Below are 15231 nucleotides of genomic sequence, written 5' to 3' on the forward strand. Positions count from 1 at the left end.
GGTCATTCGGCGGCAAGGACGGTCGAGCGGGCGACGGTCCATGGATTTTCCGGGCGCCTGAGGCCGAGATTCTCGCGCAGCGTGCGGCCTTCGTAAGCCGTGCGGAACAGGCCGCGCCGCTGCAGCTCGGGAATGACCAGGTCGACGAAATCGTCGAGCGCGCCGGGCAGCCAGGGCGGCAGGATGTTGAAGCCGTCGGCCGCCTCGCTGGTGAACCATTCCTCCAGCTGATCGGCGACCTGCGTGACGCTGCCGACGATGGTGTAGTGGCCGCGCGCCGTCGCTACCCATTGGTAAAGCTGGCGGATGCTGAAATTGTGCTCGTCGGCAATCTGCCGGATCAGCGCCTGGCGGCTCTTCATGCCTTCGGTTTCCTTGCTCGGCGGCAACGGGCCGTCGAGCGGATAGCCCCTGATGTCGAGCGTCTGGCCGGCAAGACCGTTGAGGAGCGCAACACCGTCCTCGGGCAGGATAAGGTCGTTGAGCTGTTGGTATTTGGCGCGGGCCTCGTCCTCGGTGCGGCCGACGAAGGGCGCGACGCCCGGCATGATCAGCACCTGGTCGGGATCGCGGCCGACTTCAGCCACGCGCGCCTTGATGTCTCGGTAGAATTCCTGCGCCGTCTCGAGCTTCTGATGGGCGGTGAAGATGACCTCGGCCGAGTGCGCGGCAAGCCCGCGTCCGTCTTCCGACTGCCCGGCTTGTACGACAACCGGATGCCCCTGCACCGGGCGCGGCACGTTGAGCGGACCCTTGACGCTGAAATGCTCGCCCTTGTGGTCGATGTCGTGCAATCTGTCCTTGTCGTAGAAACGGCCCGACTGCTTGTCGCGGATGAAGGCGTCATCCTCCCAGCTGTCCCACAGCGCCTTGACCGTCTCGACATGCTCATGCGCCCTGGCATAGCGCTCGGCATGGCTGGGCTGGACGTCGCGGTTGAAATTGCGTGCCGTTTCGTCGCCGGCCGAGGTCACCACGTTCCAGCCGGCGCGGCCGTTCGACAACAGGTCGAGCGAAGCGAATTTGCGCGCCAGCGTGTAAGGCTCCTCATAAGTGGTGGACGCCGTTGCGATGAAGCCGAGATGCGTCGTCAGCGGCGCCAGCGCCGCAAACAGCGTCACCGGCTCGAAGCCGGCGATCTTGGCGTTGCCGCCCTCGCGGGCGCCGAGGCCGACGGTCAGGTTGTCGGCCAGGAAATAGGCGTCGAACAGGCCGCGCTCGGCGGTCAGCGCCAGCTTCTTGTGGAACTCGAAATTGGTGGCGCCGTCGGCCGGCGCATCGGGATGACGCCAGGCGGCGATATGCTGCCCGCCGCCGGGCAGGAAAGCGCCGAGCTTGATCTGCCGCGGCCTGCTATCGGACTTGCTGGCTCGAGTCATTGCAGGCGTCCTTCTGGTCTATGCGGGATGGAATATTGCGTCGCGGATCGTGGTTTCAGGCGGCAAGGACGACGCTGTAGGGCACGCCGGCCACCCGGCATGCCTCGGCGACCGCCTGCCGGGCTCGCGCCTTGACTGCCTCTGACACCAGCACGCCATCTGCAAAGTCCTTGTCCGAGGCGTAGATCGCGGTCGGCAGGGTCTGCGCCTCGAAGAAGCCGAACAACGGCCGCAACTGGTGTTCGACGACAAGCGAATGACGCTCGCCGCCGCCCGTTGCCGCCAGGATGATCGGCTTGCCGCGCAGCGACGACGGGTCGAGCAGGTCGAAGAAGTGCTTGAACAGCCCGGTGTAGCTGCCCTTGAAGGTCGGGGAGCCGACCACCAGCACGTCGGCGCCGAGCAGCTGCTCGATAATACCCCGCGCCGCCGGATCGAGATCGCCAAGCTGTCTTGCAGGCGCAAAGGACGGGCCGAGATCCTCGATGTCGAAAACGCTCAAAGCCGAGCCGGCCCGGCTCGCCACCTCACCGGCGATGTGGCTGACGAATGCCTTCGTCTTGGACGGACGGGTCAGGTTGCCGGACAACCCCACCACCAACTTTTTTGACATCCGAGGCTCCTTCTCGCAGACGCACTATCCGCATTAAGCCTACAGATTTTGTAGAATTAAATGAGCGAGAAGATTTCAAAACCGGGCTCTGAAACGAATGGAGTTTGCGGTACATCGCCTTTGGTTGGTTCATTTGGCCCCAAAAGCGCCGCGGCAGATGCTGACGCGGTCGCGCAAGGCATCGCCGGGGACCATGGCCTTGGTCCTTTGCGCACCGATGGGTATCGTTGCGAAACCGTCAAGGGCCGGCGGCATTGACACTGCGTTGTGTGAGTGTCGATTGAACCCGATCGCGTGGGCGACGAAGTAGGCAACTGGAATCAAAGAACAGGATGCGCGCATGAAAAAGATCGGCTTTCTTTCCTTCGGCCATTGGTCGCCCTCGTCGCAATCGCAGACGCGCTCGGCGTCCGACGCGCTGCTGCAGTCGATCGACATGGCCGTCGCCGCCGAGGAGCTGGGCGCGGACGGCGCCTATTTCCGCGTCCATCATTTTGCCCGCCAGCTCGCTTCGCCGTTTCCGCTTCTGGCCGCGGTCGGCGCCCGCACCAGCCGCATCGAGATCGGCACCGCCGTCATCGACATGCGCTATGAGAATCCGCTGTATATGGCCGAGGATGCGGGTGCTGCCGACCTGATCGCCGGTGGCCGGCTGCAGCTTGGCATCAGCCGCGGTTCGCCGGAGCAGGTGATCGACGGCTGGCGCTACTTCGGCTACGTGCCGCAGGACGGCAAAAGCGATGCCGACATGGCGCGCAACCATGCCGAGGTGTTTCTGGACGTGCTGCGCGGCGAAGGTTTCGCGCAACCCAATCCGCGGCCGATGTTCCCCAATCCTCCGGGAATGCTGCGGCTCGAGCCGTTCTCGGCCGGCCTGCGCGATCGGATCTGGTGGGGCGCCGCTACCAACGCCACCGCCGAATGGGCGGGCAAGCTCGGCATGAACCTGCAAAGTTCGACGCTGAAGTTCGATGAGGGCGGCCAGCCGCTCCACATCCAGCAGGCCGAACAGATCCGCGCCTATCGCGCGGCGTGGAAGGCGGCCGGCCACACACGCGAGCCGCGCGTGTCGGTCAGCCGCAGCATCTTTGCGCTGGTGAACGACCGCGACCGCGCCTATTTCGGCGGCGGCAGCAGCGAAGATCATTTCGGCTATATCGAGCCTGAGAAGCTTGCCGTCTTCGGCCGCTCCTATGCCGCGGAGCCCGATGTGCTGATCGATCAGCTGAAAGAGGACGAAGCGATCGCCGAGGCCGACACGCTGCTTCTGACCGTCCCCAACCAGCTTGGCGTCGAGTACAACGCCCACGTCATCGAGGCGATCCTGAAGCACGTCGCGCCGGCTCTGGGCTGGCGCTGACAAGAGGCGCCAGCCGCCCGGCAAACAAAGAGATAGACCGTTTCGCCGGCAAACGTCGAAACGCTCTAAGGGACGAGGCGGCTAGGCATCCGCCTTGAAGGTCTGCTTCTGCTGGCCGAGCCCCTCGATGCCCAGTTCCACCACATCGCCGGGCTTCAGGAACACCGGCGGCTTCATGCCGAGACCGACGCCGGGCGGGGTGCCGGTGGAGATGATGTCGCCAGGATGCAGCGACATGAACTGGCTGAGATAGGAAACGAGATAGGCGACGCCGTAGACCATGGTCCTGGTCGAGCCGTTCTGCATCGTCTTGCCGTTGACCGTCAGCCACATTTTGAGGTTCTGCGGATCGGCAACCTCGTCCTTGGTGACAAGCCACGGCCCGGTCGGACCGAACGTGTCGCAGCTCTTGCCCTTGGTCCACTGGCCCTGGCGCTCGGCCTGGAAGGCTCGCTCGGACACGTCATGGGCAACGGCATAGCCGGCGACATAATCCAGCGCATCGGCCTCGCTGACATATTTGGCTTTTCTGCCGATGACCACGGCGAGTTCAACCTCCCAGTCGGTCTTTTCCGAACCGCGCGGGATCAGCACATCATCGTCGGGGCCGACAATGGCCGAGCTCGCCTTCATGAAGATGATCGGCTCCGGCGGCACGGTGGCGCCGGTTTCGGCGGCATGGTCGGAATAATTCAGGCCGATGCAGATGAACTTGCCCGTGCCTGCGACGCAGGCGCCGAGGCGCGGCTTGCCGGAAACCGCCGGCAGCGAGTTCGGATCGAGCTTCGACAATGTCTCGAGCGACGCCGGATCGAGCGCCTTGCCGGCAATGTCGGTGACATGACCCGAAAGATCGCGGATCGTTCCATCCGCATCGAGCAGGCCGGGGCGTTCGCTCCCTATCTCGCCATAGCGCAGCAGTTTCATCTTGCTCTCCAAATTGCGGCCCAAGGCCGTTTTCAACTCACTCTGCCAAAGCGACGAGGACTGGCCGACTCTGGCTAACGGATCCGACCTGGGGCAAGCCGGACTTTAGGACTGGTCGACCCGGAACCTGCGTATCGAGACTATGCTCAGATCGACCAGCCGCCGTCGATATTATAGGCTTGGCCTGAGGTGTACGTGGCGCCGGCGAGGTAGACGGCAAGGTCGGCGATTTCCTCGGGCGTGCCGAGACGGCCCATCGGCTGGCGGGCAATGAAGGCTGCGCGGGCCGCCTCGTAATCGCCCTGCGCATGCATGCGGTCCTGTAGCGACGGGCTCTCGACGGTGCCGGGGCAGATGGCGTTGCAGCGAATGCCCTTGGCGACATAGTCCGCGGCAATCGCCTTGGTGAGACCGATCACGGCCGCCTTGGTGACGCCGTAGGCGAAGCGGTTGGGCACACCCTTGCCGGCGCCGGCGACGGACGACATGTTGATGATCGTGCCATCGCCGCGCTCCAGCATGCCGGGCAGTGCGGCCCGAATGGTGCGGATCATGGCGCGGACATTGAGGTTGAAGGCGAAATCGAGATCGGCGTCCTTCATCTCGAGGATGGACCCGGAATGGACGAAGCCGGCGCAGTTGAACAGCACGTCGACGCGGCCGATTTCGGCGAAGCCGGATGCCACCGCATCGTCGTTGAGAACGTCGAGCTTGCGGGTCTTGATGCCGGAGGTCTTGGCGAGTTCGGCCAGCAGCGCCTCGTTGATGTCGGTGGCGTGCACGATGGCACCTGCCTTGGCGAAGGCCAATGCGCTCGCTCTGCCGATGCCTTGTGCCGCCGCGGTGACGACAACGACCTTGCCTGCTAGATCCGCCATGCGTTTCTCCTCGCCCTCTTTGGCCACTGCTCGGCCCGATTTACTGCCGGCTGACTGGGGCGTCCCGTGCCAGACAGGCGCGACTATGCGGCCCTGCACAATCCATCAGTCCATAACAAATGTTTTTTCTGGTTAAAGAACACATGTCCAAGCGTCAAGCCCGAACGCGATCACCTTCGCGACGGCTGATGTAATGCACATCGCTTGCTCTGATGCAACAACATGTATGACAACCGGACAACGAGTCACGCTGCCATGGTTCACTCAAGCACAGCGCGCTTCAGGCGGCATTAGTCGCCGTATGGCACCCAGACGTTCTTCACTTCGACGGCGCGGCGCAGCAGGGCATCGCCGGCGGCCTCGTCGGACGCCCAGTCGAGGCTGCTGCCGTTGCCGGTCCAGACGCGCTTGAGATTGCCGACGGAATCGGCCTCCGCCTTGGCGCAAGTGTCGGCATCGGCAAACAGCCAGAGCCCGTCGACATCGTCATGCTTGGCCAGCACGCCGGCAAGCTCCGCCGTGCTGCCGGTGACGATGTTGATGGCGCCTGCCGGAACGTCGGAATATTCGATCACCTGGTAGAGATCGGTGGCAAGCAGCGGGTATTTTTCCGACGGCACGGCCACTACCGTGTTGCCCATGGCAAGCGCAGGTGCGATCAGGGAGATCAAGCCGAGCAGCGGCGCGCTGTCCGGGGCGACGATGCCGACGACGCCGACCGGCTCGTGCAAAGCGAGCGTGACGGCGCGGGCCGGTGGCTGATGCACCCTGCCCTCATACTTGTCGGCAAGGCCGGCATAGAGGAACAGGCGCTCGATCGATTGTTCCACTTCCTCCCGCGCGGCCTTGGCGTTGGCGCCGGTCAGTTCGGTCAAGCGTGCGCTAAACTCGCCGGCACGGCCGGACAGATTTTCGGCGAGATAATATAGCACCTGGGAGCGATTGTAGGCGGTCGCCTCCGGCCACGCTTTGCAGGCGCGGGCGGCGGCAACGGCGTCGCGGATGTCCTTGCGGCTGCCGAGACCGACTTCGCCGGCCAGCTTGCCCCTGGCAGTGGCGACATAAACCGAGTAATTTCCATCGGGACGCACCTGCTTGCCGCCAATGAACAGCTTGGCCGTGCGGTCGATGGCGCCGCCATCCGATTGCTCGACGGGCTGCGCCGAAGACGCCGTCGGCTTGATCACCGGGCCGAGCGGCAGTTTTGCCGAGAGATATTCGAACATGCCCTCGCGCCCGCCCTCGCGGCCAAAGCCGCTTTCGCGATAGCCGCCGAAGCCGCAGGCGGCGTCGAACATGTTGGTGCCGTTCACCCAGACGACGCCGGCCTTCAATTGCGGAGCGACATGCAGCGCGAGGTTGATGTTTTCGCTCCACACCGAGGCGGCCAGCCCATAGCGCGTGTTGTTGGCAAGCTCGATCGCTTCCTCGGTGTTGCGGAAGGTCATGGTGGCCAGAACCGGACCGAACACCTCTTCCTGCGCCAGTATGTTTGCCGGCGAAACACCGGTGGCGAGCGTCGGCAGGTGGTAGTAGCCGGAAGACGGCAGCACCGCATCGGGCTGCCAGCAGACGGCGCCCTGCCTGGCGCCTTCGGCGACCAGACCCTTGACGCGGTCGAGCTGCGTGGCGTCGACCAGCGGGCCGACATCGGTGTTCTTGTCGAGCGGGCTGCCGACGCGAAGCCGGCTCATCCTGACCTTGACCTTGGCGATCAAGGCATCGGCAATGCCTTCCTGCACCAGAAGCCGTGACCCGGCGCAGCAGACCTGGCCCTGGTTGAACCAGATGCCGTCGACCAGTCCTTCGACGGCGCTGTCGAGATCGGCGTCCTCGAAGACGATGAAGGCCGATTTGCCGCCAAGCTCCAATGACAGCTTCTTGCCCGATCCAGCCGTGGCTTTCCTGATGATCTTGCCGACCTCCGAAGAGCCGGTGAAGGCGATCTTCTGGATGCCGGGATGGTTGACGATGGCGACGCCCGCTTCCGGCCCGCCCTGGACGATGTTGACGACGCCCTTGGGCACGCCGGCACGCTCGCAGATCTCGGCAAACAGGATGGCGGTGAGCGGCGTGAACTCGGCCGGCTTCAGCACCACCGTGCAGCCGGCGGCGAGCGCCGGCGCAATCTTCCATGCCAGCATCAGCAGCGGGAAATTCCATGGGATGATCTGGCCGACGACGCCGACACCCTTGTGGCCTGGGAAATCCTTGTCCAGCGCCTGTGCCCAGCCGGCATGATGGATGAAATGGCGGATGGCCAGCGGCACGTCGATGTCGCGGCTTTCGCGGATCGGCTTGCCGTTGTCGATTGACTCAAGCACTGCGAACAGGCGCTGATGACGCTGCATCGCGCGGCCAATGGCGTAAAGCACTTTTGCGCGCTGGTAGCCCGAGGATGCCGACCATTTCGGTAAGGCCTTGGTGGCTGCGGCGACGGCTGCGTCGATATCGGCGGCGCCGGCATCGGAGATCTTGGCCAGCAGCTTGCCGGAGGAGGGTTCGCTGGTCTCGAAAGTCTTGCCGCTGGCGGCCGCCTTCCAGCCGCCATCGATGAACAGCGCCTTGCCGAAATCGCGTCCGGCAAGCCAGGCATCGGCCTCGGTGCGGGCTTCCGGCGCCGGGCCGTATTCCATGGCGTGATAGCGTTCGAGAATGTTCATGACGCGCTCCAGATAATCGTCTTGGCAGGCGCTCTGTGGCGCCCCCCTCTGTCCTGCCGGACATCTCCCCCACAAGGAGGGAGATTAGCCTTCGCGCCTGTCGGCTCTGAAACGTCGACAATTGGCGAAATCGCCGACGTTAGCCAATCTCCCCCCAAGTGGGGGAGATGTCCGGCAGGACAGAGGGGGGCGCGAAGGAACTCGACGTTCAAGGCCTTCTCCGCCTCACGCCATCGCATGGCGGTGGTTGGCCGAATAATGCCCGGTCAGATGATGCTCGAGCTGGCGCTCGATATCGGTCAGCAGGCTCGAGGCGCCGAAGCGGAACAGGTCTGGCTCCAGCCATGGCCGGCCGAGGTCCTCCTTCATCAGCACCAGCCAGTCGAGCGAAGCCTTGGCTGTAGAGATGCCGCCGGCCGGCTTGAAGCCGATGAGAAAGCCGGTCTCCTCGAAATAGGCTCGGATGGCGCGCACCATGGCAAGGCCGACGGGCAGCGTGGCGTTGACGCTTTCCTTGCCGGTCGAGGTCTTGATGAAGTCGGCGCCGGCCATCATCGCCACCATCGAGGCCAGCATGACATTGCGCAGCGTGGCGAGGTCGCCAGTGCCGAGAATGACCTTGAGATGCGCATCGCCGCAGGCTTCGCGCATCGAGACGATCTCGTTGTAGAGCTCCTGCCACTTGGCGCCGAAGACCAGGCCGCGCGGGATGACGACGTCGATCTCGTCGGCGCCGTCGCGCACCGATGCCTCGATCTCCTGCAGGCGGGTCGACAGCGGCGCAAGGCCGTGCGGGAAAGCGGTGGAGACGGCGGCGACATGGATGCCGGTGCCGCGCACGGCATCAACAGCCGTCGCGACGAATGGATGATAGACGCAGACCGCCGCCGGGCGGATTTTTTCGCCCTCGATGCCAAGCCCCTCGACGATGTCGCGGCGGAACGGGTTGATCGCCTTGGCGCACAGGCGGCGGACGCGCTCTTCGGTGTCGTTGGAATTCAGCGTCGTCAAATCCATGCAGGAGACCGCGCGCAGCAGCCATGCCGCCTGGTTGTCAGCCTTGATCGAGCGCCGCTTTGTGAGGCTGGCGACCCTGCGTTCCAGCGCCGAGCGGTTGACCGAGCGAACCGATTCCATGAAGCCGAGATCGAGCCGCATGCCGGTGTTGCGGGCAATACCGTGGCTTTGCGGCACGGGCGTGTTGGCGGCCGCACGTGCCGCCAGCGGCGTGACCTTGGACGCGCCGAGATCGGCTTCGCGGATTGTGCTGCTCATCTCCTGCCCTTTCGCTCGACGATTTTACGTCGTGGTGCGTGTCGTTGCTCCCGGACTTGGGCGACACACACCGAAGATAGCCCGTGAATCGATGCTTCACGAGTCCTTCAAGGGCTCATAACGGAAAAAGGCGGCAAAAGCAGCTGAATTTTGACCACATGGTCAAAACGTCAATTCAAGACGTGGCGCCGAGGCGCCGGCTGATGTCAGCCGACGAAAGCGCGCTCGACGACGAAGGTCGAGGGATGGCTGAGCGAGCCCTCATGGAAGCCGAGGCTTTCGGCCATTTCCTTGACGTCCTTCAGCATATGCATCGAGCCGCAGATCATAATGCGATCCGTCTCCGGATTGAGCTTCTCGATGCCGAGGTCGTCGTAGAATTTGCCGGAGCCGATCAGCGCGGTGATGCGGCCCATGCGCGCCGACTCTTCGCGGGTCGTCGAATTGTAGAGGGTGACGCGGCCGCCGGTCAGTTCGCCGATCAGGGGATCGTTCTCGAGCGCGGCCACCAGTTCCTGGCCATAGGTCAGTTCGGCATTGTCGCGGCAGGTGTGGGTCAGGATGACCTGATCGAATTTTTCGTAGGTATCGGGGTCGCGCAGAAGGCTGGCGAAGGGCGCAATGCCGGTGCCGGTCGAGATCATGAACAGGCGCTTTGCCGGGGTCAGCGCGTCGACAACCAGCGTGCCGGTCGACTTCTGGCGCATGATGACGGTGTCGCCGACCTGGATCTTCTGCAGTTCGGAGGTCAGCGGACCATCCGGCACCTTGATCGAGAAGAATTCCAGCTCCTCGTCCCAGGCCGGGCTGGCGACCGAATAGGCGCGGTACACCGGCTTTTCGGCATTGGGCAGACCGATCATGACGAACTCGCCGGAGCGGAAGCGCAACGACTGCGGACGGGTGATGCGGAACGAGAACAGGCGGTCGGTGTAATGCTTCACCGAGACGACGGTTTCGGCATAGACATTGGCCGGAATCGGAAACTGCAGCGGACGGGCGCCGGCTGTGTTGAGTGCGGATGTGGTGTTCATCAAATCCAACTCTGTCTTGCCCGCGCCTGTGCGGGCGCCAAACCGTTTCCTGCGCGCCCAGACCATTCAGGTCCCGGCGAGCCGTTCACACACTCCAAAGCAGTGAGCTCTTGTGTCCCAAATTTATTAGTATACAAACGATATTTGTGTCAAGATACCACGCTAAAACAGCTTTCCAAACTGCGGCATATTCGTAGTTCCGCCATTTCGGATTTCGACAATGAAAGAGAATTTTTCGGTGCAACAACCGGATTCCCTGGGTCACGTCGTTGCCGGCATCGATGTTGGCGGAACCTTCACCGACCTCATTTTGATCGACGGAAATGACGGCGGAAAGGTGCATATCGCCAAGACGCCGACGACGGTCGACAACCAGGCGTTCGGCGTGGTTTCAGCGCTGGGCGCCACCGGCTTTGCCATAGACGGCATCGACCTCATCGTGCATGGCACGACCACCACCACCAATGCAGTTCTGGAACGCCGGCTGGCGAAAACCGGCATGATCACCACACGCGGTTTTCGCGACGTGATCGAGTTGGGACGGCGGACCCGACCGCAGCCCTATGGCATGACAGGCACCTTCGTTCCGATCATCCCGCGCGATCTCAGGCTCGAAGTCTCGGAGCGCGTCGAAGCATCCGGCGCGGTGCGCACGCCGCTCGACGAGGCCGAGATGCGCGACGCCGTGAAGACGCTGATCGCGGCCGGCTGCGAGTCCCTCGTCATCCATTTCCTGCATTCCTACGCCAACCCTGGACATGAGCGGCGCGCGGCCGAAATCGCCGCCGAGCTTTGGCCGAACGGCTACATCACGACTGGCCATGCGCTGCTGTCGGAAGCCCGCGAATTCGAGCGCGGCGTTACCGCCGCGGTCAACGCCTCGGTGCAGCCGATCCTCGAGCGTTATGTCGAGCGGCTGCGCAAGGAATTGGCCGCCAAGGGCTATGCCCGCGACTTCCTGATCATGAACGGCAATGGCGGCATGATCTCGGCCCGTTTCGTCACGCGCGAGTCGGCCAAGACCGTGATGTCCGGCCCGGCCTCCGGCGTCATCGCCGCCGCCTATACGGGCAAGCGCGCCGGCTTTGAAAACCTCGTCACCTACGATATGGGCGGCACCTCGACCGATGTGGCGCTGATCCGCAACGCCGAGCCGGCGGTCTCCAACGAGATCGAGATCGAATATGCGATGCCGATCCATGTGCCGATGGTGGCGGTGCATACGGTCGGCGCCGGCGGCGGCTCGATCGCGCGCGTTGATGCGGCCGGCCTGATCCAGATCGGCCCGGAAAGTGCCGGCGCCAATCCCGGTCCGATCTGCTACGGCCGCGGCGGCTTGGAGCCGACCATCACCGATGCCAATCTGGTGCTGGGACGGCTGGCGCCGAAAAAACTGCTGGCGGTCGAAAATCCAGTCACCGTCGAGCGCGTCACCGGCATTTTCGAGAACAGAATAGGCAAGGCCACCGGCCTCTCCGGCGTCGAGGCGGCGGGTGCAATCCTGCGGCTCGGCAACATGAAAATGGCCGGCGCCATCCGCATGGTCNCTCGGTGTCGCGCGGCCATGATCCGCGCGATTTCGCGCTGTTCGCCTTCGGTGGCGCCGGGCCGCTGCATGCCTCCGCCCTGGCGCGCGAACTCGGCCTGCCCCGCGTGCTGGTGCCGGCGCGTCCGGGCATCACCAATGCGCTCGGCTGCGTCGTGGCCGATCTGCGTCACGACTTCGTCAACACGATCAACCAGCCGGTCGCCGTGCTCGATGAAGCCAGGCTTCGCGAGGTGCTGGAACGTCACCGCGGGGAAGGCGAGGAACTGATCGGCAAGGAAGCGGTGAAGCCGGAAACGATCCGCGTCACCCATTCCGCCGACATGCAGTTCGTCGGCCAGACCCACATCATCAACGTGGCGCTGCCGTCGTCGTCGGTGACAAGGCAGGAGTTGCAGGCGCTGTTCGAAAAAGCCTATTTCGCCCGCTTCAAGGTCGAACTGCCGGAGATCCGCGCCAATCTGGTCAACCTCAACACGTCGGTGACGGGCGTGCGGCCGGCGATCGACCTGTCACGGCTGATCGACCCGGCCGGGCGCGCTGGGACACTTGACGAGGCGCGGCGCGAAATCAGGCCGGTCTGGTATGCCGGACGCTGGCACGATACGCCCATATACGCACGCGAAAAATTGCCGCTCGATGCCGTTATCCAAGGGCCGGCGATCCTCGAACAGATGGACGCCACCACCGTGCTCGAACCCGGCGACCGTGCACGTTCTGACGCCGACGGCAACATCATCATCCACATTGGCGAGGCCTGAGATGCAAAAGCTCGACGCCATCACGCTTTCGGTCCTGCAGGCAGCCTTGCAGCAGGTCTGCGACGAGATGGATCTCACTTTCTCCCGCGCTGCCTTCTCGCCTGTCATCGCCGAGGCCAATGACCGCTCCGACGGCATCTACTCGGCCGTCGATGGTTCGTTGATCGCACAAGGCAGCCAGGGCCTGCCGGTGTTCGTCGGCGTCATGCAGTATTCGACCAGGACGGTGATCGAGATGATCGCCGACGGCCGCTGCCTGCCACCTGAGCCGGGCGACATCTATATCGTCAACGATCCCTATCTCGGCGGCACTCATCTGATGGATGTGCGCTTCGCCATGCCGGTCTACCGCGACGGCAAGATATTTTGCTGGCTATCGAATACCGGCCACTGGCCCGATATCGGTGGCTCGGTGCCGGGCGGCTTCTCCGCTTCCGCGACCGCCGTCGAGCAGGAAGGCCTGCGGCTGCCGCCGGTCAAGCTGTTCAAGAAGGGCGTGCTGGACACGGAAATCTACGCCATCATCTGCTCCAACATCCGCGTCGCCGATCAGCGCATCGGCGATATAAGAGCGCAGGCCGCAGCACTGCTGATCGGTCAGGACCGGCTCAATGGAATCCTCGATCGTTACGGCGACGAAACTGTCGTCGGGGCGATCGCCGAACTGCGTCGCCGCGCCGCCGAGCAGATGCGCGCCAACATCTCCGCCATTCCCGACGGCACATACAGTTCGAAGGCCTTTGTCGACTCGGACGGCGTGGTCAACGAACCGCTGACCATCGCGCTCGCCGTCGAGAAGCAGGGCGACACGCTGACCTTCGATTTTACCGGCTCGTCAAAACCATGCGCGGGGCCGATGAACAGCGTGCTGGCGACGACATTGTCGTCGGTCTATCTCGCCATGCGCCATATTTTTCCTGATGTGCCGATCAGCGCCGGCGCCTTCGAGCCCCTGATCGTCAAGCGGCCGGAAGGCACCTTCCTCGACGCCAAATACCCGCGGCCGGTCTCGGGCTGCGCGGCTGAAGTCTCGCAGCGCATCGCCGAGGCGGTGTTCGCCGCGATGGTGCAGGCGCTGCCGGACAAGGTGACGGCCGCGCCCGCCGGCTCCAGCGGCAATTTCGCGCTGGGCGGCAACGATCCGGCGCGCGGCCGCGACTATGTGATGTATCAGATCTCCGGCGGCGGCTATGGCGGCAATTCAGGCCATGACGGGCTGACCAATGGCTGCTCGACCATCGGCATTTCCAAATCACCGCCGGTCGAGATCATGGAGCAGGCGTTTCCTGTGCTCTACCGCCACTATGCCTTGCGCGAAGGCTCGGGCGGCGCCGGCAAGCAGCGCGGCGGCTTCGGCCTCGCCTATGAGGTCGAGATATTGCGAGGAGAGGCGCGCGCGTCCTTCGTCATGGACCATGGCCGTTTCGGCCCGCAAGGCGCGCTCGGCGGCAAGGACGGCGCGGTGAACACGGTGACCGTGTTCCGCGACGGCGAGGCACATGTGCCGCCGCATCTGTCCAAGGAGCAGGACATCGCGCTCAAGGCCGGCGACCGCGTGCGCGTCGGCACGCCGGGCGGTGGCGGCTATGGCGATCCGCGTCAGCGCGACCCGAAACTGGTCGCCGAAGACATCAGGCTTGGTTACTACACCGATGAACAAGCCAAAGAGCTGTTCGGAACCTGACAGCCGACAGGCCCGAGCCGCGTCAGGTCTGCAGCTTGGCCTTCAGCGCATCGGCGAATTTCTGCGCGATCTTCTTGAAGCCGGCGGGATCGGGATGCAGTTCGTTGGCCCAGTCGGCCACCTTCAACGTTCCCTGCGTGTCGGCCAGATGGAAATTGTTGTTGGGATCGTCGGCCAGGCGCTTCACCACATCGCGGAACGCCGCCAGCGCGTCGTGAACGATGACCGTGCCCTTGGCGACCGTCCAGTTGCAGAAATCGAGCGACGGTTTCAGCCACGGGCCGACACAGGACGGATGCGCTCCGTTCGGGATCGGAAAATCATAGCAATGGCCAAAGATCGGCACGCCTGGCGCGACGCGGTCGCGCAGCGCGAACAAATCGAGATAGCAGGCCTCGACCATGCCGAGCGCCTTGGTGAAGCGGTTCTTGTTCAGCCCGGGGGCGTGGCCGTCATTGAAGTCGAGGAAGATGCAGAACTGGTCGCCGGCAATGTCGTTGCCACCGGCAGAGAACAGGATGGCATCGGGCTTGCCGTCCAGCCAGTTGGCTTTGTTGCGCAGGGCGGCGATCATGCGCTGCTGCTTGGGCAGCGACATCTCGTCGGTCGCCGCATCGCCATGATGGGCAAGGTTGAGGATGGTCGGCGGCATCGAGCCGATGCGTCGCAGCTGCGCGATCACGTCGGTGTCGACGAACGGAAAGCCGTTACCGGTGAGCGGATAGTCGAACCAGGAATCGCCCTGCGCCAGCATCACCAGCGGCCGGTTGGCGACGGCCGCCTCGAGATTGCCGGCGCTTTCCCTTGCGGTTTCGAGCCGCTCGATGTTGGCTTGGTGAACCCTGATGCGCTTGGCGATGTCGTCGTCGATGCGCCGTTGCGCGGCTTCCTGCACGAATTCCTGCTGGTCCATCCCCAGGTCCCTCCCACGACCGTCTACTTCCAGCTGAGCATGCGCCCATGTCCATGATCGGTCTGTAATTTAGATCACAGTAAGATTCCTGGGGAAGGACGGCTTGCCGCGCCGTGATCGCCGCAGAGCATGTCGTTTCCGTCTCCGTGGAGTCTGCAAAAGACCATAGACTTCTATCCTTGTTTTCGCGCAATTCCG

General features: G+C 63.9%; 10 protein-coding genes and 1 pseudogene. 3 read left to right on the forward strand and 8 right to left on the reverse strand.

The window, feature by feature from the left end; genetic code table 11:
• Positions 1-2: 2 nt before the first annotated feature.
• Together X756_RS152765 and msuE are read right to left on the reverse strand one after the other, a co-directional pair.
• Entirely contained in the window at positions 3-1379 is a 1377-nt protein-coding gene (locus X756_RS152765; RefSeq protein ID WP_023700424.1) for an LLM class flavin-dependent oxidoreductase, read from the reverse strand.
• A 55-nt stretch (positions 1380-1434) separates the two neighbouring features.
• A complete protein-coding gene (gene msuE / locus X756_RS152760) occupies positions 1435-1992 on the reverse strand; it encodes an FMN reductase (RefSeq protein ID WP_023683545.1) in 558 nt (185 codons plus the stop codon).
• 340 nt (positions 1993-2332) lie between these two features.
• On the opposite strand from msuE, the gene X756_RS152755 reads away from it, so the two are divergent.
• Positions 2333-3352 carry an LLM class flavin-dependent oxidoreductase gene (locus X756_RS152755; RefSeq protein WP_023729742.1) on the forward strand — a complete coding sequence of 340 codons (1020 nt, stop codon included), beginning with the start codon at positions 2333-2335 and terminating at the stop codon, positions 3350-3352.
• Between the two features lie 81 nt (positions 3353-3433).
• On the opposite strand, the gene X756_RS152750 is transcribed toward X756_RS152755, so the two are convergent.
• From X756_RS152750 to X756_RS152730, 5 genes are all read right to left on the reverse strand, one after another.
• Positions 3434-4279, reverse strand: coding sequence for a fumarylacetoacetate hydrolase family protein (locus X756_RS152750; RefSeq protein ID WP_023729743.1), 846 nt, complete (start codon positions 4277-4279; stop codon positions 3434-3436).
• Between the two features lie 146 nt (positions 4280-4425).
• Positions 4426-5157 (reverse strand): SDR family oxidoreductase, encoded by a 732-nt coding sequence (locus X756_RS152745; protein WP_023729744.1) that lies wholly within the window; start codon positions 5155-5157, stop codon positions 4426-4428.
• Positions 5158-5447: 290 nt separating this feature from the next.
• Positions 5448-7820, reverse strand: coding sequence for an aldehyde dehydrogenase family protein (locus X756_RS152740; protein WP_023729745.1), 2373 nt, complete (start codon positions 7818-7820; stop codon positions 5448-5450).
• 225 nt (positions 7821-8045) lie between these two features.
• A complete protein-coding gene (deoC, locus tag X756_RS152735) occupies positions 8046-9095 on the reverse strand; it encodes a deoxyribose-phosphate aldolase (RefSeq protein WP_023729746.1) in 1050 nt (349 codons plus the stop codon).
• Positions 9096-9301: 206 nt separating this feature from the next.
• Positions 9302-10129, reverse strand: a complete 828-nt coding sequence (locus tag X756_RS152730; RefSeq protein ID WP_023671300.1) for a ferredoxin--NADP reductase — start codon at positions 10127-10129, stop codon at positions 9302-9304.
• Positions 10130-10349: 220 nt separating this feature from the next.
• Between X756_RS152730 and X756_RS01000000165445 the strand changes: the two are divergent.
• Positions 10350-12436 (forward strand): annotated as a pseudogene (locus tag X756_RS01000000165445) (hydantoinase/oxoprolinase family protein).
• A 1-nt stretch (position 12437) separates the two neighbouring features.
• Positions 12438-14120 (forward strand): hydantoinase B/oxoprolinase family protein, encoded by a 1683-nt coding sequence (locus X756_RS152725; protein ID WP_023729747.1) that lies wholly within the window; start codon positions 12438-12440, stop codon positions 14118-14120.
• Positions 14121-14142: 22 nt separating this feature from the next.
• Here the strand turns inward: X756_RS152725 and X756_RS152720 are convergent, their stop codons facing one another.
• Complete coding sequence (locus X756_RS152720; RefSeq protein ID WP_023729748.1) at positions 14143-15033, reverse strand: SGNH/GDSL hydrolase family protein; 891 nt, start codon at positions 15031-15033, stop codon at positions 14143-14145.
• Positions 15034-15231: the final 198 nt, after the last annotated feature.

The sequence above is a fragment of the Mesorhizobium sp. LNJC405B00 genome (assembly GCF_000502615.1).
In the GTDB taxonomy this organism is placed as follows: Bacteria; Pseudomonadota; Alphaproteobacteria; order Rhizobiales; family Rhizobiaceae; genus Mesorhizobium.